The sequence below is a fragment of the bacterium (Candidatus Blackallbacteria) CG13_big_fil_rev_8_21_14_2_50_49_14 genome, assembly GCA_002783405.1.
GTDB lineage: Bacteria > Cyanobacteriota > Sericytochromatia > UBA7694 > UBA7694.
The window spans coordinates 23,041-44,248 of the sequence record PFGG01000016.1; the positions used below are offsets into that span (position 1 = coordinate 23,041).

Annotated in this window: 19 protein-coding genes; 12 read left to right on the top strand and 7 right to left on the bottom strand. The window is 46.7% G+C overall.

Translation table 11 applies throughout. The annotated features are described in order from the left end of the window. Positions 1-17: 17 nt before the first annotated feature. The 3 genes from lspA to COW20_03820 form a co-directional block, all read right to left on the bottom strand. Positions 18-608, bottom strand: a complete 591-nt coding sequence (lspA, locus tag COW20_03810; protein ID PIW50072.1) for a signal peptidase II — start codon at positions 606-608, stop codon at positions 18-20. Between the two features lie 58 nt (positions 609-666). Next, positions 667-2,307 (bottom strand): hypothetical protein, encoded by a 1,641-nt coding sequence (locus COW20_03815; protein ID PIW50073.1) that lies wholly within the window; start codon positions 2,305-2,307, stop codon positions 667-669. A 124-nt stretch (positions 2,308-2,431) separates the two neighbouring features. After that, positions 2,432-4,723 (bottom strand): hypothetical protein, encoded by a 2,292-nt coding sequence (locus COW20_03820; protein ID PIW50074.1) that lies wholly within the window; start codon positions 4,721-4,723, stop codon positions 2,432-2,434. A 147-nt stretch (positions 4,724-4,870) separates the two neighbouring features. On the opposite strand from COW20_03820, the gene COW20_03825 reads away from it, so the two are divergent. Then, complete coding sequence (locus tag COW20_03825) at positions 4,871-5,794, top strand: hypothetical protein (protein PIW50075.1); 924 nt, start codon at positions 4,871-4,873, stop codon at positions 5,792-5,794. 58 nt (positions 5,795-5,852) lie between these two features. Then, positions 5,853-6,179 carry a hypothetical protein gene (locus COW20_03830; protein ID PIW50076.1) on the top strand — a complete coding sequence of 109 codons (327 nt, stop codon included), beginning with the start codon at positions 5,853-5,855 and terminating at the stop codon, positions 6,177-6,179. A gap of 28 nt (positions 6,180-6,207) precedes the next feature. On the opposite strand, the gene COW20_03835 is transcribed toward COW20_03830, so the two are convergent. Beyond that, positions 6,208-7,185, bottom strand: a complete 978-nt coding sequence (locus COW20_03835; protein PIW50077.1) for a hypothetical protein — start codon at positions 7,183-7,185, stop codon at positions 6,208-6,210. A gap of 65 nt (positions 7,186-7,250) precedes the next feature. On the opposite strand from COW20_03835, the gene COW20_03840 reads away from it, so the two are divergent. The 8 genes from COW20_03840 to COW20_03875 all read left to right on the top strand — a co-directional run bounded on the left by COW20_03840 (position 7,251) and on the right by COW20_03875 (position 15,749). After that, positions 7,251-9,431, top strand: coding sequence for a hypothetical protein (locus COW20_03840; GenBank protein PIW50078.1), 2,181 nt, complete (start codon positions 7,251-7,253; stop codon positions 9,429-9,431). Between the two features lie 138 nt (positions 9,432-9,569). Continuing rightward, on the top strand, positions 9,570-10,388 hold the full coding sequence (locus COW20_03845; protein ID PIW50079.1) for a hypothetical protein: 819 nt from the start codon (positions 9,570-9,572) through the stop codon (positions 10,386-10,388). A 71-nt stretch (positions 10,389-10,459) separates the two neighbouring features. Beyond that, positions 10,460-11,446 (top strand): hypothetical protein, encoded by a 987-nt coding sequence (locus COW20_03850; protein ID PIW50080.1) that lies wholly within the window; start codon positions 10,460-10,462, stop codon positions 11,444-11,446. A gap of 66 nt (positions 11,447-11,512) precedes the next feature. Next, a complete protein-coding gene (locus COW20_03855; protein PIW50081.1) occupies positions 11,513-12,271 on the top strand; it encodes a 3-oxoacyl-ACP reductase in 759 nt (252 codons plus the stop codon). Positions 12,272-12,353: 82 nt separating this feature from the next. Continuing rightward, complete coding sequence (locus tag COW20_03860) at positions 12,354-13,448, top strand: 3-deoxy-7-phosphoheptulonate synthase (GenBank protein PIW50082.1); 1,095 nt, start codon at positions 12,354-12,356, stop codon at positions 13,446-13,448. Beyond that, complete coding sequence (locus COW20_03865) at positions 13,448-14,176, top strand: prephenate dehydrogenase/arogenate dehydrogenase family protein (GenBank protein ID PIW50083.1); 729 nt, start codon at positions 13,448-13,450, stop codon at positions 14,174-14,176. Before COW20_03860 ends, COW20_03865 begins: the two co-directional genes overlap by 1 nt. Continuing rightward, the gene (locus COW20_03870; protein ID PIW50084.1) at positions 14,173-15,006 is read left to right on the top strand and encodes a prephenate dehydratase; all 834 of its coding nucleotides are present in this window, start codon (positions 14,173-14,175) and stop codon (positions 15,004-15,006) included. Before COW20_03865 ends, COW20_03870 begins: the two co-directional genes overlap by 4 nt. Positions 15,007-15,008: 2 nt before the next feature. Then, on the top strand, positions 15,009-15,749 hold the full coding sequence (locus COW20_03875) for a hypothetical protein (protein PIW50085.1): 741 nt from the start codon (positions 15,009-15,011) through the stop codon (positions 15,747-15,749). Between the two features lie 81 nt (positions 15,750-15,830). Here COW20_03875 and COW20_03880 read toward each other — a convergent pair whose 3' ends face one another. From COW20_03880 to COW20_03890, 3 genes are all read right to left on the bottom strand, one after another. After that, a complete protein-coding gene (locus tag COW20_03880; protein PIW50086.1) occupies positions 15,831-16,967 on the bottom strand; it encodes a hypothetical protein in 1,137 nt (378 codons plus the stop codon). Then, positions 16,961-17,833 (bottom strand): hypothetical protein, encoded by an 873-nt coding sequence (locus COW20_03885; protein ID PIW50087.1) that lies wholly within the window; start codon positions 17,831-17,833, stop codon positions 16,961-16,963. The genes COW20_03880 and COW20_03885 overlap by 7 nt, the downstream gene beginning before the upstream one ends. Positions 17,834-17,942: 109 nt before the next feature. Continuing rightward, a complete protein-coding gene (locus COW20_03890) occupies positions 17,943-18,860 on the bottom strand; it encodes a hypothetical protein (protein ID PIW50088.1) in 918 nt (305 codons plus the stop codon). A gap of 137 nt (positions 18,861-18,997) precedes the next feature. Between COW20_03890 and COW20_03895 the strand changes: the two genes are divergently transcribed. Both COW20_03895 and COW20_03900 read left to right on the top strand, forming a co-directional pair. After that, positions 18,998-19,906, top strand: a complete 909-nt coding sequence (locus COW20_03895) for a hypothetical protein (GenBank protein PIW50089.1) — start codon at positions 18,998-19,000, stop codon at positions 19,904-19,906. Between the two features lie 71 nt (positions 19,907-19,977). After that, positions 19,978-20,982: a hypothetical protein gene (locus tag COW20_03900; GenBank protein PIW50090.1), complete on the top strand. Its 1,005-nt coding sequence runs from the start codon at positions 19,978-19,980 to the stop codon at positions 20,980-20,982. The last annotated feature ends 226 nt before the right edge of the window (positions 20,983-21,208 follow it).

Genomic DNA, 21,208 nt, shown 5'->3' on the forward strand with positions numbered 1-21,208 from the left:
TTTTAATTTATACACGTTTATTTGGATTCAGTCGATTCGATCGAAGCTTGATTGGGCACGGCATCGTTCGAGTCTGGGCCTTCAAGTAGTTCGGATTCTGAAAGTCCTTCAACTACCCCATCTAAAACAACTTGTTCGGGTTTTTCAATAAATGCCATGAGCAAAAAGAGTGCAATCGCAACATCCACCGCAATATCCGCCACATTGAAAACCGGCCAGATATTTTTACCCATCCATTGGATATCGAAGAAATCAACCACAAATCCAAAGATCAGTCGGTCGAGCATATTCCCCAAGGCCCCCCCCAATAAAAAGCCAAGGGTGACATAGGGCAAAACACCCGAATGCTTGGGCTGATGCCAGGCATACCAACAAATACCAATTGAAACACTCAGTGAAACAAGCCCGAGAATAAAGGCATTGCCTTGAAATATCCCAAACAAGCTGCCTGTATTTTGAACATAAGTAAACGCCAAGACAGGCAGTACTGGCTTGCTGTGATACAAGGGCCAAGCGCGAAAAGGCGCTTTACTGGCCTGATCTACGATAAAGATCAAGATCGCCAAGCCAATAAACAGCCAACGTTTGGCTGCAAGAGTACGAAACACGCGGCAATTCTTCCTTTCAGGTTCAGTTTAGCAAGCAGTATACCAGACTTGTCAGGGCTCAGAGTGAGAGAGGCATTGAGGCCGGTGCATCCACCCAAAACTCAAGCGAAACGGTTTTCTTTTCCCAGGGTGCCAGCTTCAACTCCCATTTCAGAATGCCAGTTTCTTCCATTTTATCGGGTTTGGGCTGAATATCCACTAATTTCACCTTAATACGCTGATCCTTTGAGATCGGCAGATGGTCGTAGAGATTGACCTTTTGGGCTTCCTTGGTAAAATTACTGATTTCCATCTGATAGGCGCGTTTAGAGCGCCGGGTATCTCTTAAAACGCCTTCAATACTTTCTTCAGATTTGGTTTGCTTGCGACTGACCTTCAGATTGGAATCGACGCCAAAGGGGATCGTACCCTCTTCATTCTGAAGGATCAAGGCCAAACCCGTTTTGCCGCTGAAATCGTCATCGATATAGGTTCGGGCAGGGCCAGCCAGGAAGGGCAGGCCACTGGTATTTTTGAACTTGATCTTCAAAAATGCCTGTTCAGAAAGTCGGGGAAAAACATCGTATTCCTGTTCATAGTCAAAACTTCGGGTCAGAATGGCCACCCGGCGGGAATAGTTCGAGCTTTCAATACTCACCGGCTGGGGAATTTTATAAACCACAGAAACGCCTTTGTCCACAACTTCAGATTGCGCATAATCGGCCTTGCGTTCTTCTACGATGGCTCCCCCCAAGGCGATGGCATCTTCTAATTCAGATCGGGCTCCTTTAGGGGATCTTTCTTTGGCCAATGCAGGACTGGGGGCAGGAGGCTGGTAATAGGAAAGCTGCCAAGGGTAAAGTTGGGGAATACGCACATTCCAAAGTGCATTCGAAGTCGAAAGTGAAAGTTCTGAATTGACCCAATTTTCTTGGGTTGCTTGTTTCACATCCCCAAAATATGCCAATTTTAATTTCTTTTGCTCTCTGTCAAGACGCGCTTCATAAGCCGAACTCCAGCTCACCCCAGGCACCATATAACTCAGGTCCAAGTCCAGATCCCCTGCCTGATCTACAGAAAGATAGATTTTTCCCGACTGTTTTCTTTGCTGATTTTTGGTTTGCAGTGTACGCATCGCTTCCTGAAGCTCATTTTGCTCTTCATTGAGTTTTTGCAATGCTTGAGAAATTTTCCGTTCTGAGGCTAAAATTTCCTGATGGTGACGCAGTAAAAACCCATTCAAATCTTCCCAGTCTTTCAATTTAATCTGATAATACGCCAACTGTTTGCGAATTTTTTCATCTGAAATAGATTTAACAGTTGCTAAAAAATCACGGTGTTCCTTGTTTACTTTTTGCTGATCGCCGAGCAGATCGCGTTGATTTTGAATGGACTTGAGACGTGCCTGTATTTTTTGAATTTCAGGGTGAACAGCCTGCTTCTCTAAGGGGCGAATTTCAAGATCGTGAATAATCGCCTGGGCAGTTCCATGCCCCGTTACACTGACGGAGTCAAGAATGAGGTCAACGGGTAAATCCTGAATCTTAACAGTGAGCGCACCGGGTTTCAATTTTGAGAGGTGTAGGGTTCGCGTCACCATGGCTTGATTGTTATAGGTCACAACTTTGCGGGTTTGGCTGTTGGCAAAGAGATGGGTTTCTGCGAAAGCCGGGGCACTGAGGTTGAACAGAAGCAGGCAGGGAATCAGAACTTTTTTCATTTTGAGCCTCTTGGAGAATTGATGAAATTGCTGAAAGGTAAGATACCTTGAACCGTTTAAGTGTTCAATTAAAAAAAAGAGCACCTGAATAATTTTCAAGTGCTCTTACAAAAGAACTCAAAATTTAGTGAAAACTTTGAATCAAGGCGGGGGTTTGATCCGTCAAAGCTTTGACTTGTTCAGTTTGCATAATTTCAGGCATTAATTCCTGCTTTGCCTGAAGATAATTCTGCTTGTGATTTTGCCAGGTGACCAGTGCACCTTGGTATTCATGCAGCATTTGATCCAATTGTTCATCCGTTCGAGTTTTATTCTGAAGTTTATCAGCCGCTCTGAACTCTGGATCCGCATAATTCACAACAGCTCTCTCATATCTTGCCAAATCACGATTAATGACTTCAATATGAGGAATTTCCGGGTGAACCTCAGCCATTTTAGACTCTAAAACCTGATTAACTGCTTTTTCAATTTTTTCTTGGTTCTTTCCATAATTCCGACACTTCTCTGTTTTACTGGAAATATCAAAATCAGAATCATTGATCGTACTTAAAATATGGGCTGCTTCAGTGGCCGTCATACGTTGGCTGGGATCGGCATGAAAGAGTCCCTGAAAAAGTTGATCCAAAGGCGGGGCATAGGTACTGAAATCAACACTGAAGGTGGAGCCATCAACCCTTGTCATCAATTCCCCTTTTGTAAAACGCACTGCATTATCTGCTGTCATTCCTGGGGTTGCAGGATCATTCCGTCCCACAACAGTGGCATCAAAGGGGTGGGAACCCATCAGCATTTCATGCAACATAATCCCCAAGGACCAATTGTCTGAGGATTGTTTGGCAGTTTCACCTACCGTCGTGACTTCAGGGGCCAGATAGGGGCCAGAACCAACGGTATCTGTAAAACCCGTATTATCTGGAAGAGCTTCCCCCATATCTCCCAACAGCGCCTTTCCAGATTCAGAGAGAAAGAAATTCTGGGGTTTCACATCACGGTGAATCATTCCTTTTTCGTGGAAATCAGATAAAGCCTGCGCAGCACCCATCCCAAGTCGCACATTGATTTTAAAGGCATCCTCTTGAGACAAATGTCCATCAGTAAGAGATTTATTGATAAAGTTCAGATTATCCAACATTTCGCCCCCTGAGGCCAGTTCAATCATGGCGAAAACCTGATTACCCTGTTTAACCACGCCTCCAATTTTTAAGGAAGTATCACTTTCCGCGCGGATTTGAATCTGTAATTCATTGATCGCACGGGGATCGGCATCCAAGGGTTTGAGCGCAAATTGTTTAGACTCGGGTTCGGGTCCTTGAATCAAGAGAACGGCTCCACATTGCCCCCGGCCTAATTCTCTGAGCACATTGTACTCAACGCCATTGTGGTTGATCCCAGTAATTTGATAGGTATCGGGATTTTCGTGAACCGTGCCAAAGGCACCCTCCAAACCCTTGCCAATCGCGGCAAAGATTTCAGGCGGGTTATGCCCCATATGCTCCTCAAGTTTGGTCTTTAATTCTTGTGGTGTTACGCCCAAGCACTGAATGGATAAAGGGTGTAGATTTCCCAAAGTTTGAAAACTTTGGCGGGAAGCACGTTCCAAACCTTCAAGAGCACGCACAATCTGTCCTTTGGTTTCACCTGCAGGTTGACGCACCATACCAGCTTTAATTCCAGCAACCGTTCGGTTTATCCAAGCTTGTTTTTTTGTGGATAACTTTGCCATCTCTTTATCAGAATAGCCCATGCTTTTCTGAAGCGCCTGAGTCACAAATGTTTTAATTTCAGCATCAGATTTGCCCTTGAGCACTTGCGAAAGATCGCTGTTTGAACCCAGATGACGCATCAGCATTTTTGCTGATTCTTCGCTCTGATCCAAGGCCCTTGCAATTTTGGCATCGCGGCCAAAACCTGAGTCTGCAGCACGGAGATTCTCTAAGGAATCATGAAGATGGTTGGCCAAGGACAGTGAAACATCAAGGTTATTATTCACTGACATGATGGTCTTAGCCACATTCATATGCGCTTCTTTGACTTCTGGGGTCAACAAAAGGGCAAAGTTTGGAGCCGGGGGGGCAGGATGTTCTACCTGAACAGGAAGCGCTTCTACATGAGGCTGAACTTCACCCATTTGATTAGGACGAAGCTGTGATTGATCCATTTCTTGACTCATGGAGAGAATCGTCTCAGGCGGTGTGATTTCAATTTCCTTCTCAAGTTGCGCAGTCTCAGGCAATTTTGACAGAGAAGAATCCGTCTTGGTCGTTTCGGGGCTAAAAATTTGTGAAGAACTGCGGGTGATTTTCGCTGTTTCTTGTGTATCTAATTTTTCAATGCCTTCGTTTTTTTCGGTTTTGATCAGAGGCAAACTTTGAGAACGAACAAACTCTGGACGTCCACTCGTATTGATATTTGACATAGAAGCATTCCTACCTGAAGTTTTATGTTTACATTGATTACTTTACAGTCTATACTCAAAATAATCAAGTCTGAAATGAAATAAAACTCAGTTAATTATCTGAATTGTTATAATGCGAGAGACTGATAGTCGCAAAAGGTTAAGGTTATGGACTTAAAAGAACTACTGAACACACATGAAAAAGTTGCTCAAAGCAGAAGAAAAGTAGGAACTCAATATTGTGATCAGGGCTATCAGTTTCTAAGAGAAGCAGAGGCCACTGGTTTTCAGAACAAAGAACTGCTCAAACAAGCCTCAAACAGTTTTATTCAAGCCATTCGCCAGGAACGAGCGAATGCAGAAGCCTATATTGGATTGGGCTATTTGCTGCTCTTACTTTCTGATTTTAAGGCAGCTGAAACGCAATTTAAAACAGCCCTGCGCCTGGCCCCTCAAAACCAGGACGCGAAAAAGCTCTTGGATTTCACCTTTCAGAAACTGCTGGGTAAACCAAAATCCAAATCCGTCCCTTCGCATGAGGGTGAGCAATTGTTTTATCAATTGGCTGAAGAAATTCGCACTGCTGTCAAAAACTTACATGCTCAACCGATACTTTTGCCCACACATTTGCAAGCAGGAATCGAAGCGCTTCACCACCATCAGCGAAAATTACAGTCCATGCTGGCAGAATTCGAATCTGAGATTAAACATCTCGATCTTGATTTTCCGACTGACTCCCTCTTGAATTTACTTCAACCCTTGCGGGAAAGTTTACGGCTGCATCAAAAATTGATTCAAACCAGCGAAGACATGCGCAAACTCTTTGAGGGCTTAGAAAACTTGCAGACCCAGATTGCTTCAGCCCTGAGTGCGAAGCAAAACTTGACAAGCGCTGAAAAAATTCATCAATTTGAACACACCCATCTGGAAATGTATTTGGATGAATGTGATCGCCTTGCTGATCACTTGGATGCCCTGAGCGAAAATGGACACGATACCCAGGAACTTGAAAAAATATATCTACAAATCGTCCATCAACTTGAATTTTTGCAGGAATATCTTGATGAACAATTAGAAAAGTTCAAAGCTTGAAGCACATGCTCTTCACAAAGGGTCAAATCATCGCTTACTAACAAAAGGATATGCATTAATGTTGGTTTATTTTGTTTCAATCCGCACAGCTAAAATTTATGGCCCAACTGAACTCAATGAAATGATCAGCCCGGAAGAAGGTATCGCGCGAATCAGTTGCCCATGGCCCATCGATTATTTTTTCGACGAATGGGAAGGTTATGCGGTTGTCGTGCCTGAACGCGTTCAGGTCTGGGGAGCAGCCAAACCCTTAGTCACCAACGGCTTTCTTCAGGCCGAGTTTGCTTTTACCCCTGTGCCCATTCCCCCAGCAGAACGCAAACTTTTTCCATTACAAAACCAATCGCTAGCAGCTCAAACCGCTGAAGATGAAGAAAACGATTGATTGGATTTAGCCACGCTATACATAGTATTCAGTAGTGAAGCAGAAGATCCTGTTCTCGAAAGGCTTGAAAAGTCTGCTCCAGTTTTGAGTGCATCTCACTCATCAGAGCGATTTCCTGTTTGACTTGCCAGATTTGAATTTTGAGTTCAGAACGTTGGACTTCTGTTTTCGCTTCTTCGCGTTTCTTTTTAAGCTGAACCAAGTCATTTTTCAGCGCTTGCGTTTGTCTTTCATTGGCTTTGAGCTCTTCTTCAAAAAAATAAGTTCTTACCAAAGTGGTGGGAAAAACTTTGCGCACAGAGTGAGGCTGAGCAATCGCTTTTTCACTTGATTCAATCAGGGTCTGGGTGTGTTTGATTCGTCTGATAAGATAGTCTTTCTCAGCTGCTTTTAAACCCGGTTTTTGCTGTTCCAACTCCAACTGCGCCAAACTTGCTTTTTGTTTTAGCAAGAAAATTTTATTTTGGAGTTCATTTCTCAGTGCGATGATTGTTCGGTGTTGGCGTGTGGCTAAAATCAAGTATTTTCGATAAACTGCTGGCGCTTTCACTTTGAGTTCCTGTTCTGTCATCCAGGCTGAACCTGTCCAAAAACCTGGATACACATAGGTCACGGTTTCATGGCCCGAAATCTTTATCAGGGAACCAGCCGTTCCCAAAGAAGTTACGCCACGTTCCAAATCGTTGATATGGTATCTGGCAGATTGAATCCCCTGATTTGTCTGGGGACGTTTTTTCTGCATTTCACGCCGACCCTCCTGGTAGGTAATTTCCCACCAGGCATCGCCTATTCCATGGGGTCGATTGGGAACTAATTTTTCCACCCAGGCCGATTCAATATTGGGAGGACGTGATACTTTGGCATTCGCATTCAGGATAAAAACAAAGAAAAACAAGAAGAAATTCAAAAATATTTTCACCATTTTTTTCACCCTCTCTAAAAAGGGTAGCAAAGTCTTAGCTTTCGATTTTAATAAAATTTTCAATTTTTGTTTGATCTGAAACAAGTTTTAAGTTTATGTGACGATATATTAAATATAGGTTAAATCAGATTTAATATTTGGAGAATCTCATGATTCAGGCAATCTCACCCGCGCGTCCCACTTCCCCCACACTTCCGCTTCAACCCCTGTATGCATCCACACTGGGGCAAACTCAACCCCTCAAAACTCAGACAGACAGTCTCAAACTCAGCTCAAACAGAGTGACAGAACAGGAAGCACGCACTGCTTTAGAAGGGCTTGAAAAGCAGTATGGAAGTTTTCGCAAACCCGGCTTCTTCAGCAGTCCCAAAATTGATTTGAATGAAGCCCTTTCCAGAATCAAAGCTGGCAAAGATGTGGTTGCCACCCATAAAGTAAACGGCCACGAAGTACGTGATAAATTCGACAGTTTTGATAAACTCATGCTGCTTGACGATCTGCAAGGCCGCAAACAAGACCATGGGGTTGCAAAACCTGAACTCAGATTGCCCCTGCTTTTTCTTGAAGATAAAAAGCTTGAAGCCTTTAATAGCAACTCAGATCAAACAGAATACCTTTCTTTGTTTGGCGCCTACGACGATCTTCGCAGAGATTGGCGCATCGTAGTTGAAGGCAAAGAGGTCAAACCCAAAGACTTGGCGAGCTATGTCGTCAATAAAGGTTGGACAGCCAAAGCCGATCCCAACCTGTCTATGCTGAACCGTTTTCGTCAATTGCCTGAGGCTGGCTGGCAGGTCAATGGCCAGAATGTGGGTCGGGATATCGCTTATCTGGCGATGCTGACAGGAACCGGCCGGATTCAATTCTCAGGAATAGATCTGCAAACACAACAAGATTTTGATCTGCTCATGAATCTGGTTGCAAACGAAGCCAATGGCGCCATCGATGCGGATCTGCGCAGCCGATTGACAGCCCTCAAGCTCGACCAGTTCAATTCACCTGGCATCACGAATTACTTCGTTGCCTACCAACACCTTCGCAATGGCCAGGCGCTTTCTTACCAAGGCAATAACTTGGGAAATCTTGATGAGGTCTTTGTTTTCGATGCCCTGATGGGCAGTAAAAAACCAGCAACTCAAATTTCTGCTGACTTACAGAATGCCCTGCTGTATTTAGGCCAAGATTCAGGTTTAAGCGCGCGCAACCTGTATGATGCCTGGCAAAAGCTAAAATCAGGGGAAACAGTGGTCTATACCTTTGCTGGGGGGCCAACCGGAGAAGGCTTCAGACTTACTGCCAATTCCCATGATGGAATTTTGGCCTTAAAACAGGAAGTTGTGGCTCAACGGACCAAGGATCAATTTCGCCCGGATTTAAAAGAAGCAAAGGGAATCTTTTCTGATCGCCTGCCTTTATTTGATCAGCCATTGGCAGGCAATTTAGACAAAACCCGTCAGGCCGCAGAACGTGCCCGCCAGGATATTCCCCTGCAAGAAGCCCGCCGTGATCAAGCGCAAAGAGATTATGACAGCGTAAAACCGATTCGGGATCGTGCCTATGATGAAATGAAACGGGCTGAATCACAGAAACAGTCTGCTGAACGCTCTTACCAGCTCGATCAACGCAGCTACGATTGGGAAAAAGACAAGTACGACAGAATTCAACGCGATTATGACCGTTCGCAAAGAGATTACGAACGCTCGAATGCCTCTGCCCGTCGCTTAGATGATCTGGCACGTCAAGAAGATGGCTTGGTCACTTCAGACCCTAAAAATGCAGATGCCCACCGACAAAAAGCAGCAAGCTATCGCAGTCAGGCACAAAATGCCCGCAATAATGCCAACCACTCTTACAATGAAATGCAACGCTACCGCATGGATTTGGATCGTCAGCGTTGGGATCTGGATCGTGCAGAACGTCAACTGAACCAGTCCCGCCGGAATTATTGGGATGCCAAAAGCAATTTTGACAGCAAAAACAATGAATTCCAGCGCCAGGATAGCTTGATGCGGGATGCCAGCAGCCGAATCAACCAAGCGGAAAGCCAAATTGCCTTGGCCCAGCGCACGATTGCCGATGCCGATACGATTGAAAAACTGACCCAGGATGCCCAGGGAGCACTCAATTCTCTGAAAAAAATTCTGCCCGGTTTAAAAACCTACGCTGAATTTGCCCAAGTGCGCAACCAGCTTCAGTCTCAAGCGCAACTCTTGCGTCAGGTCTTTAGCAATTCAACCTATACCGGGGTACATGGCAAAGCGCTGCTCAACCAGTTCCAACCTTTGCTCACGCTGCTCAACAATATGGACAAGCCCGCTGCTCAAAAATAAATTTGTATTGCGTGTTTAATGATTTGACCGCCTTTTCAGGCGGTCTTTTTGTTGACATCAACAAAGGCAAGTCACTTCTGCAGAAAAAACCTGATATTTTTGACTGAACAGCCCAGCCATGCTAGATTTTGACGGGGCATGCCAGAAACTCTCCCCGGAAAGAAATTTGAAATGCCCAAAGATCCAGCGCAAGAACTTTTCGAGCGAGCCACGAAGCGCCCTCCAGCGGGTTGGCTTTCAGTGGAGTCTTTGCTCAAAGATTTTGTTATGGTTACCTATGCCTTGGAATACGAGCGGCTTGCAGCGCTGATTCACCCCAGTCTCGAACTTGAGCGTTTTGAAATTCAAGGCCAAGACAAAGGGCTGCTCAGCATTGTCAATTTCTGGGATTCGGGATTTCACTTTATGCGCTTATTGCCTAAACTGCGCTTTGAATTTGGCCAGACCAATTACCGAATCTATGTCAGGCACCGACAAAGTGGTGAACGTGGCGTTTGGTTCTGGGGAACCTGCTTGGGCTCAGAGGTCTATCGAATTCCCAAAGTTCTCTGGCAATTGCCCTGGCACAAAGCACGTTACCATATAGATCTGGAAGGGAATGAAAACGCTCCCCATTACCAGATTAGAATTCTTTCCGACTGGGGCGCAGCCAAACTGAAGTTCTTGGGAACAGCGAAAAAAATGCCGCTGCTGCCAGGCTTTGAAAATCTCGCCACTCAAAAACTGCTCTTAACTCACCCGATTACGGGTTATTTCACTCGCCCCAATGGCAGCTTGGGAAGCTATACGATTTGGCACCCAGAGGCAGATCTCAAGCTTGGAGAAGCGAAGAGCCTCTCTTTTCAAGCCCTTGAGCAAGCCCAACTGCTCTCAACAGAGGAACAGCAAAACCCGCATTCGATTCTGTTTCAAAATCAAATTCTTTATCAGATTCAATTGCCGCCGCATTCGATTTAAATTGGATTTGTTCAGATTTTGAACCCGCTCTGCTAAGATAAAAAAAGAATCAATGATCTGGAAGCTTGAAGATGACGCACCCCCCTTTTATGGCCCCCGTCTGGCTCAAAACAGGACACTTACAGACTGCCTATTCTGGGATTTTTTGGCAACCCCGGCCTTTGCCTGCGGATACTGTTCACGATATCGTGGTAGCAGAAGCCGTTAAACTCAGATGTCTTTTAAACCGCGCAAACCCCACTCCCAAAACAAAACTCTGCATTCTCGTGCATGGACTTGAAAGCAGCGCAGAAGCTTCCTATATGGTTTCAGCTGCCCGAAAAGGGCTCAAAAGAGGCTGGGATATACTGCGTGTCAACCTGAGAGGGTGTGGCGGCACAACCCATTTAAGTTCAACAGCCTATCATGCGGGATTATCACAGGACGTGTGGAAAGTTGCAGTTTTCGCCTATCAAAGCTTGGGATATTCAGAAATCGTTCTGGCAGGATTTTCATTGGGAGGCCACCAGGTTTTAAAATTGGCCTCAGAGCTTGAGCATCCTCCCGAATGGTTAAAAGGAATCTGCGCCATCAGTCCCCCCTTGGATTTAGCCGAGACCTCTCGCAATCTGATGCGCCTGGAAAACAGAGGCTACGAACGTTATTTCTTTCAACAAATGCTCAAAACCTTTCGTTGGAGGCGCAGACTCTGGCCTGAATCGACCCCAGAAATCGCATGGAGTCGGTTAAAAAACCTCAAGGATATCGACAACCATCTCACAGCCCCTGCATTTGGTTTTCTGAATGGGGAGGATTATTATCGCAAAATGTCAGTCGGCCCACACCTTAATAAAATCAAGATTGCGACTCAAATTGTCATGGCCCAGGATGATCCGATTATCCCCTTCACCTGCCACGCCAAAGCCATGAAATTGCACGCCCAAATTAAATGGCTGATCAGCCCAGGGGGTGGGCATGTGGGCTTTATCAACCGTGAATTTCCTGAATTTCCTGAGGATATTTACTGGGCAGAAAACAGACTCTTTGATTTTGCTGAGGCTTTGGCAGATTCAATTTGAAATTGACCTTTGCTAAAAAATCGGGTATCTATGTGAAGACAGGATCAGAAAGTAGGCAGAAAGATCATGAAGAACCCTCAAAAACTCGCCTTGATCACCGGAGCTGGCAGAGGTATAGGCAAAGCCATTGCCAAAACTTTGGCAACAGATGGATTTCATGTGGTATTGCTCAGCCGTACAGAAACTGAACTCAAACAGGTTTGCAGCGAAATTGAAGCCCAGGGGGGAAGGGCCTCTTATCAGGTGTTTGATCTGCTGCAAAAAGCCAATTACCCAAACCTGCTTGAGAAAATCAGGCAGCAAACGGGAACACCCGATGTCTTGGTTCACAACGCGGCCCCCAGTCACCGCCCCGTCAAACTGACACGTATGAGCCAGGAAGAATGGGAAAACACCCTGATGGTGGATCTGGAAGCCTATGCGCTCTTGGCCAAGGCCCTCTTGGAGCCCATGATAGAGTCTGGCTGGGGACGCCTGATTGCGATTGGCTCAGTTTCGGGCGTGGTCGGCGCAGGCTCCTATCCCGCCTATTGTGCAGCCAAAGCTGGCTTGGATGGGCTAACCAAAAACCTCGCGATTGATTATTCCCGCTATGGGATTACGGTGAATCTGATCAGTCCTGGCTTTATAGAAACTGAACGCTTTCAAAAAGCGGCACCAGCTGAATTGCTTGAGAAATTCAGACAAGCCACAGCCTCAAAACGCCTCGGAAAACCTGAAGATATCGCCCATGCTGTCAGCTTTCTGGCCTCTGACAAAGCCAGTTATATCACCGGAACCAATCTGATGGTCTGTGGAGGTCTCAACCTTGGAAATTTGTGGTAAATGATCGGATTGTGACCTATCCTCTCTCGCTGTGGGCTTGGCTTGAAGTAAAATAGGAAGACAACCCCCTACGAGGAAATCCATGGATCAGATCACCCCTTTAAAAGAATGGCAATCAAACCCCGAATATCCCTTTGTCGTGGCAGGCCCCTGCAGCGCTGAAACTGAAGAACAGGTTTTAACTGCCGCCCGCGAATTGGCTCAAAACCGCAAAATCAGTGCTTTTCGTGCCGGAATCTGGAAACCCCGCACCCGCCCCAACGCCTTTGAAGGCGTGGGCTTACAGGGTCTGCCCTGGCTGAAAAAAGTCAAAGAAGAAACGGGTCTGCCCGTCAGCACCGAAGTGGCAAACGCCAAGCATACCGAACTCGCGCTCTTGGCCGGGGTTGATATTCTCTGGGTGGGGGCGCGCACCACTGCCAACCCTTTTTCAGTTCAGGAAATTGCCGATGTACTCAAAGGCGTGGATATTCCAGTGATGGTAAAAAATCCTGTCAATGCAGATTTGGCCCTCTGGATAGGCGCACTTGAGCGTCTTTCCAATGCGGGCATCAAAAAACTGGTGGCCATTCACCGTGGCTTCTCCAGCCATGAAAAATCTGTTTGGCGCAATCCTCCCATGTGGCGTCTGCCGATTGAACTCAAACGGCTTTACCCCCAATTGCCCATGATTTGCGATCCCAGCCATATTACCGGCAAACGTGATTTGATCTACCGGGTCAGTCAAAAAGCGCTCGATCTCGGCATGGACGGCCTGATGGTTGAAACCCATCCTGATCCTGAAAACGCCTGGAGTGACGCGGATCAACAGGTGACCCCTGCACGCCTGGCCGAAATTCTGACGGAACTGGATTTGCGCATTGCCGAATTGCACAATCCCGGTTTTGAACAGGACTTGGAGCAACTTCGCGCCCAAATTGATCGCATCGACAATGAAATGCTCGATGTTTTACACCACCGTATGCAAGTCGTTCACCAAATCGGCGATCTTAAAATTCGCAATGGTGTGACAGCCTTTCAAATTGGCCGCATGAATGAAATTATGCAGAAACGTACGAGTGCCGGTGAAAAATTAGGCTTGCGCTCCCCTTATATTGAAGAACTCTTTCGCACCATCCACGAAGAATCGATCAAAACCCAGACCGATATGATGCGTGAACACCACGGCTTGGATTGATGCATCTCGGACTGATTGGATTTGGCCGCCTGGGCCGGTTGCTGACTCGCTATCTGGCCCAGGATTTCCATGTCCATGTCTATGATCTAAATCTGAATCCTGCGGAAGTAAGCGCGCTCGGAGCAACTCCCAGCACGCTTGAAGAAGCCTGTGCCCAGCCCATTGTTCTGCCTTTGGTGCCGATGTCGGCCTTTGAAAGTCTGATGCAACAAATAGCAGGATTGCTGAAACCAGACAGCTTGATTGTGGATGCCTGTTCAGTCAAAACCCTGCCCGTAGAATGGATGTTAAAACATCTACCGGACTCAGTCTCGATTCTGGGAAGCCACCCCATGTTTGGCCCTGACAGTGCCGCTGAAACACTGTTTGGTGCAAAATTGGTACTTTGCCCTGTCAGAGTAGAACCCAAGCGCTATCAGGAAATTAAGCTTTATCTCGAAAAACATGGCATCAAACTGATTGAAACCACACCCGAAGAACATGACAAGCAAATCAGCAAGTCTCTGTTTCTTGCCCATTTTTTAGGCCGTACCCTCTTGGAATTTGGTGCCCACCCGCTTGAAATAGACACCAAAGGCTACCGTCGATTGATGAAAATCCTGCTCACGGTTGAGAATGATTCACTCCAGCTCTTTGAAGACATGTACCATTTTAATCCCTATGCTGCTGAAACCCGCCAGAAATTTATTCAGGCCATGGATCAGGTCGTAGAACGGCTTGACACATGAAAATTGCATTTCAAGGCGTGCGGGGCGCAAATTCTGAGGTGGGTATCCGCCAACATTTCGGTCAGAAAGTTGAGCCTGTGGGCTATGCCTACAGTGAAGAAGTTTTTGAAGCTGTATTGAATGGGGAGTGTGCCCTGGGGTATGTGCCTGTTGAAAACAGCATTGCTGGCAATGTGGCCATCAATATGGATCTGCTCTATCGCCAACCTGTTTCAATCATTGCTGAAGATTATGTGCCCATCCGACACTGTCTTCTGGCCATGCCGGGCGTAAAGCAGGAAGAAATTCGCGAAGTGGTTTCACATCCTGTCGCCTTGGCCCAATGCCGCCCCTTTATTCAGCATCACCAACTCAAAGACACCCCCGATTTTGACACCGCAGGGGCTGCCATGCACGTTTCACAGCGCCAGGAACGCCAGGTCGCAGCGATTGCGCCTGAACTCTGCGCAGAAATCTACGGGCTTGAAATTCTCAACCGTTCGATTCAGCAAGTCAAACTGAATATTACCCGCTTCGTGGTTTTTGCCCCGCCTTCACAGGTCTCGCATGATTTGAAGCAGGAGAAAACCAGTCTGGCCTTTACGGCACGCCACCAACCCGGTTCCCTGGTCACCTGCCTTGAGCAGTTTTCCCGACATGGTCTGAACCTGACCCGACTGGAATCTCGGCCGATTCCCGAAAACCCTTTCGCCTATATTTTTTTCGTCGATTTTCTCGGCGCCCCTGATCAGGAAGCTGTGCGAGACTGTTTGGCAGCCATGAGTCTAAGTGCACAATTTATAAAAATTCTGGGAGCCTATCCTCAAGCGGCCTCTCCCCCTGGGCTTTAGCCATGCCCCAAGGTGATCTGCTTTTTTTCAGCCGCGACGCGCTTGGCGAAATTCGTGTCTTTGATGATGGTGAAAAGCGCATGCTCTCGTTTGGAGCTGAAGATGAACAAAGTGTCTGTTTAAAAGCGGATCCCGCCTATTTGGTTTTTGAGTATACCCAAGCCATGCTTTTGGGGCTGCTCTTTGACGAACCCCGAAAAATTCTCTGCCTGGGCTTGGGTTCTGGCAGCCTGATCAGGGCCCTGCAAAAGCATTTGAAGGGGATAAAAATTACAGCCGTAGAGCTGCGACAGATCGTCATCGACAGTGCCCAGAATTTTTTTTACCTGCCCCAGAGCAAACGATTGCAAATTCACTGTGCTGCAGCTGAAGATTTTCTCGAAGAGGATACGAACCGCTATGATCTGATCTTCAGTGACCTTTACCTCGCCCAGGGAGTCGCAGAAGTTCAACAGGAAAGAGCCTATCTGGAAGCCTGCAATGCCCGTCTCAAACAGGGGGGAGTGCTGGTACTGAATTTTTGGGGCGATGCACAATTGCGGGAATCGCTTCGGGAGCACAGCCAGGCCATTTTTCAAAGTGTCAGCTGGTGTTCTACCCGCGAGGGCAATGGGGTTGTTTTCGCTGCACAGTCGGGTCTGGATTTTCAATCCCCCCACTTACGTGCATCGGCACGTGAATGGTCTCGCAAACTGGGCTATCCACTTCACAATTACTTGCAAAGACTTGAAAGCATTAAATAGCCCCTTTCAATCCGGTTAGACTTGCGGGGAGTTCAGGTTCTGAATGCGTTTTCCACCCCAAATAAAAGGTAAAATTTTCGCTTAAAACTCTATTTTCCAACCGGGCAAGGATTTTTGCAAGCGTGACGTCAAGCGAACTGCTTGATTTTGGGGGAAAGGTAAAAATAAATAGCCATTCATATATTCTTTGGCCTGTAGCATCGGCAGATTATAAACAGGGCGCCCCAAGAATTGGCCTTCCTTTTTTTCAAGCGATTCTTCAAGATAAAATTCGGGGGGGTGTCTGAGCAGCCCCGAAACGCAACAGGCAGCAATGGCTGTTCCCATCAGAGAAAAATGAGAATTCGCTTGCGCAGCAAGATCTTCAAAATTTAGAACACGCTGATGCAAGGCCCTCAACTCTTGAATACAGGACTCAAGTCGCAAAACAGGTTCACGGATGAGTTCAGAAGCGCGGGTTTTCTCTGATTTACGACAGAGCAGGGTAATCTCTTTGGGTAAAAAATGTTCTAAATGAAGTACTTCAAAGCCCAGTTTTTCAAGCAAAAGTTTTAAACTGTGGGCCGTATAGTGAAAGAGATGATCGTAGATCACCAGATCAAAAAGGGTATGGGTATAATCTGGAACCTGTATCAACAAGAGACTTTCAGAAGTCATGAGCGGCTTCAGTGCTTCAAGTACAGGCTCAGGAGCGACCAGATGTTCAAGCACATGAATTAAGCTGATCAGATCATAGTGTTCAGGAATTGAAGCCAAGGAACCATGAAAAAACTGCTCAGCGGGAATATGCCGCTCTCGCAGAGCAGAGGGGCGATTCAAAGGCTCAAAGCCAAACACTTGCCAGTGAGGCCTGAGGGCTTGAAGTTCCGCACTGAAAAATCCATGGTTGCAGCCAATATCCAAACTTTTGCCTGAATCAGGAAGAAGCCCTGACTGTTTAAGATAATGCAAAAGCAGTCGGGAACGGGGTTGTGGGCCTTCAAAATCTGGAGAGAACAAAGGTTGTTCCTGGCCTGAGAGTTCTTCATCCAGATCATAGTCCTGATAAAAATCATCGGGTATGCTCAGCTCAGACCAAACCAAACCACAGGCCCCACATTGCAATAGATTTTTCTCGGCCTGAAGCGGTCGACAGTCTGAACGCACCAAAGACTGAAAAGGCAAGTCAAAAATTTCGAGGTCTGTATGGACACAAACAGGGCAGGATCTATTTAACATTTAACGCTTTTCCTCAATCGCTGAACAGCTTCAATCAAACTGAGAGGCTGCCATTCGGGCAAAAATTTCTGTAGTTTATGGGTCGCTAAACTGGTATTCAGAGGGCGATGAAATTTCTCGGCTAAATCGCTTAAGTGAATGGCTTCAATCAGCGTTTCTGAAAATTCAAAGACCTGCGCAATCGTCTTGCCCAGCGCATAGCGACTGATTGTCTCTCCTCCCCCGATATTCCAGAGTCCCCGCTGCTGCTTCGCCAAAAGCAGGGTGAGGGCAGAAATAAAATCTTCCCGCAGAATCGGATTAAAAAACTGATCCTGGGCCAGGCGCAACGTTTTTCCCTGCCGCAAAGCCGTGACCATTTCAGTCAAAAGCGTATGGGAACTGGGGTCTAAATCAAAAACTTTGGTCAGCCGAAGCATCAGATATTGCCCAGGATACCGGCGCTCCATCACATTCTCCAGTTCAGCCTTATCGCGCCCGTAGACATTCAGGGGAGAGAGGGGAGACGTCTCTGAAAAGGGCGCGTTTTGACCATTAAAGACATAATCTGAACTGAAGAGAACGGGAATCACCCCCGCCTTGATCAAGCGTTCAGACAAGGCTAAAGGCCCTTGAAAATTGATCTGATGGGAGATTTCAGGCTGCACTTCACACTTTGAAATGACAGGATAGGCCGCACAAATCAATCCAAAGCGATAGGATTCAAGCGGCAAGGCATCGAGCCCATCAGGATTTAAGAGATTTAAATACCCAGGCTGATCGGGCTGCTGGTGTTGAGTGCCCATCACGCTTTCGCCCTGAGACTGAAAATGGGAAAGCAGTGCCTTGCCCAAATAGCCTTGCGCACCAAGGATCAAAAACGACATGAATTTTACACTTTCTGGGTATACTGTTGACGATCTGCATCATACCGGCAAGACTCTATTCTACCAAATTGTGAATCCAGCCAAACCTTTCGAGAATTATCATTAGATTTTACTTCCACAGCAATTTTCCTGGCCCTTGAAAAACAAGTATTTTTTTCGAGGCAGGCTTTTCTTTGAGCACAGCCAGAACGGCTGGCCTTTGTGCCAGGGGCACAAACTCAAGATCCAAAAGTACACAATCGATCTGGGGCAAACTCAGGTGATTGAGCAGGGCTTGCCGAAAAGCCTGAAAGATAAAGGGCTGATTGCGTGCTACGCCGATATGGTCGATAACGCTGCCTGCATTTGTTCCGCTTAAAAAAATAAAATCACCCCGCATGCCCGCTAAGACAGCGGCCAGCCCGCCGATTTGTGTTTCAATCGCAACAGCCACCTCCACCTTGCGCGAACGCCCCGCTTGTACAATCAGATGGGCCAAACGTTTGTCAGGCAGTAAACGATCCTTTTGAAACTTGTATAATTCTTCCTTGAGATAATCTGCAAGGTTCTCTGAAGGCTCACCGGCTTCATTTTCCGACTCTGACTCTTGATCCAGATAGTCTTCAGCTTCCTCAGGAGCATCCATTTCGGGGGCCTCAAGTTCAGCCTCTTCTTCGGCTTCAGCACCCTCCTCAGTTTCTTCAAGTTCCTCGCTCTCATTGCTCGCTTCACTCTCTTCGGTAGCTTTGACTTCAGTGCTTTCTGCTACCTCTTCAGGCGCTGCATCCAAATGCTCAGGGTCTATCAAGGGGGCCTCCTGATCATTCAAAACCGGAGAGTCAGAAAGGGCCTGCTCGATATGGGCCTGCATTTCATCTTCAGCCATATGCACCCCACCCCCTGGCTTCGCCAGTTCAGTGGGCGAAAACTTGCGCTCAGCAGGAGCTGAAGTTTCGGGTTTACTTGGGGCCGCTGTGCGTTGTAGGGGAGCGCTGGGGCGAACGGGAGCCGCTTGAGAGAGATTACGAAAATTGATCGATCCAGTCATAGACACCTTTCTGATCATGGCAGCGCAAATCGAGATTGACAAAGCCCAGGAGTCCTGTTAAACAAACAGTAGCCTGGAAATAAATTCCTGTCGAAATCATAACAGAGAGCTCAGTTGCGAACAACCAACCCCCGAAAATGATGCTAAACAACCTTCAAGATCTTAAAGCCGCTCAAAACCGTTTGGTTCAACGGGATGACCAACGTCAAACGGCAGCACGCAATCAATTCGAACAAGCCCGCGCCCTCTTGCAGGAATACAACCGCAGTCTTGAAAAACAGATTCTGCGTGAAGTGATGCTGATGTTGATTGGCTGTATTCGTCTCTCGCGTAGTTTTCCAGACCCCTATCTCCTGCTCGCCTATATCTACCTCTCCTTGCGCCTGCCCCATCTCTCACTGAAATATTTAAAAGTCGCAGAACATCTGCAAAAAGAACATCCCCAAATCGCTAAACTCAAACAGGCACTTCAAACGAATTTTCAGGCCCCCCTGGTGCGTAAAAACCAGCCGGGATTTCAAATTCAGAATCTGGGGGAGCAGGATTTTGATGCCCTCTACGAAGAAGTATTGGATCAGGTCAAAACAGAAATGCGTTCTGCCATGGAATTTCCGCTCCCGATGGGGCCCACCTGCGACCGAAGCCTGCTGGCCCAACTTCACCGATCGGGCAACGCCCTTTCAGAAAACCTGGTTCTGCTTCAATCTCAAATTGAAGTTCTGGATCAGGAAATCGACTGTACTGAGTTGCGCCGTCGCATTCAACCGCTTGAGAGCAGAGTGCGTCTGATCGCACAAGTCTGCGAACAATCCGAGCAGTTTATCAGCTTGGAAGACATGATGCGACAAAGTATTCAGCATATTGAAATGGATTTAGAAAAAACAAATGATCAACATCTGGAAATCTGGTTGGATCAATGCGATGGTTTTGCCGACCAATTGGATCATTTCAGCCAAAAGGGCTGGGAAATTGCCCCCTTGGAGTTGACCTATCAAAATCTGCTTGAATTGTTAACCGCGCTTCAGGAAAAACTCGACAGCGTTTAAGGCCAGGAAATTTTGCAGCGCAAAGCACTGTATAATGACTTACGCTTCAGATTGAAAACGATGGATTAAACATGCTTCCAGATCTCTATACGATGGTGATGACCCCTGTCCTCAGGGCTTTTTTGTCTTGGCTGGGTTCAAGCACAGGGGTTTGGATTCGTTTTGAAAAAATCAAAGGTGAATTCTTCAATTACCGCGTCTGCCTGGAAGAAGTCGATCTCAAGATTTCAAATATTCTACACATCGCAGCACAAAAATGCACGCTTGAATTTTCAATCTTAGATTTTTCTTTCAACCAAGTGGTCGTGTCCAATCTCCTTTTGGAAGGGGCCCGAATAGAATATACCCATGTTTCGAATCAGGACCTCCTCCCCCGTTCACTGCCCCCTTTTTTGATTCATCAGCTCACCCTCAAACAGAGTGAAGTGATCTTTAAAGAATCGGATCCCAACAAACCCCTGGCCTTCAAACTTGCGCTTGATGATTACCATTGCGATTCCCTGCACAGCAAATGGCTGCTTTTCAATGCCATATTTAATTCACGTCTTGCGGGTCAATTGGATGGCACCCCAATCACCCTGAAATATTCCGAAGCGGGTGATAAACGCATTTCACATTGGGCCCTGCGTGGCTTGCCGATCAAGAAACTGACACCTTTTGTAGATGGCAAATTGGATTTATTGCAGGACAGCAGCATGGATCTGCTGGTGACCAACGAATGGCTCCCTGATCAGGATGAAATCGGTATGAATGTTCAGGTTTGGGTCCACGATCTTGTCAATTTTAAACAACCCAAATTTTTGCCTGCCCCCACCAAAGCATTGGCCGATGCCATGGGTATTTTAATCAACCGCCAGGTCAAAACCATTCCCCTGGCCTTTCAGTTCAGCGTACGCAAGGACGATTTTATGGAAATTTCCCGGATTGATGCCTCCGGCATGGTGATTGCCTTTGCAGAAGCCCTGAGCAAAGCCATTCTCGATAAAAGCTTACAAAACTTTGACCAAATTCTGGATATGGGCTTTCTGGGTTTGGACACCCTCTTGGATATCAAAAATATTTTTGATAAATATTAGCCCCAATCCAAGATTTTAGCATTTAGAAACAGGCGCGCTCAGGCCAAAAGTCGGCCTCCCCATTTTCGAATAGAAGCTCAAATTACCTGAAGATCTCAGTAAACTACGGCAAAAAAGGAATTTGATGCGATTATACTCACTTTCTCAAGCGGTGCCGTATAGAAGGCAGGGCCTGCCAATGCCCGCTTGGATCACGCTCAAACCAAGCTCACAAATAATAAGCTCG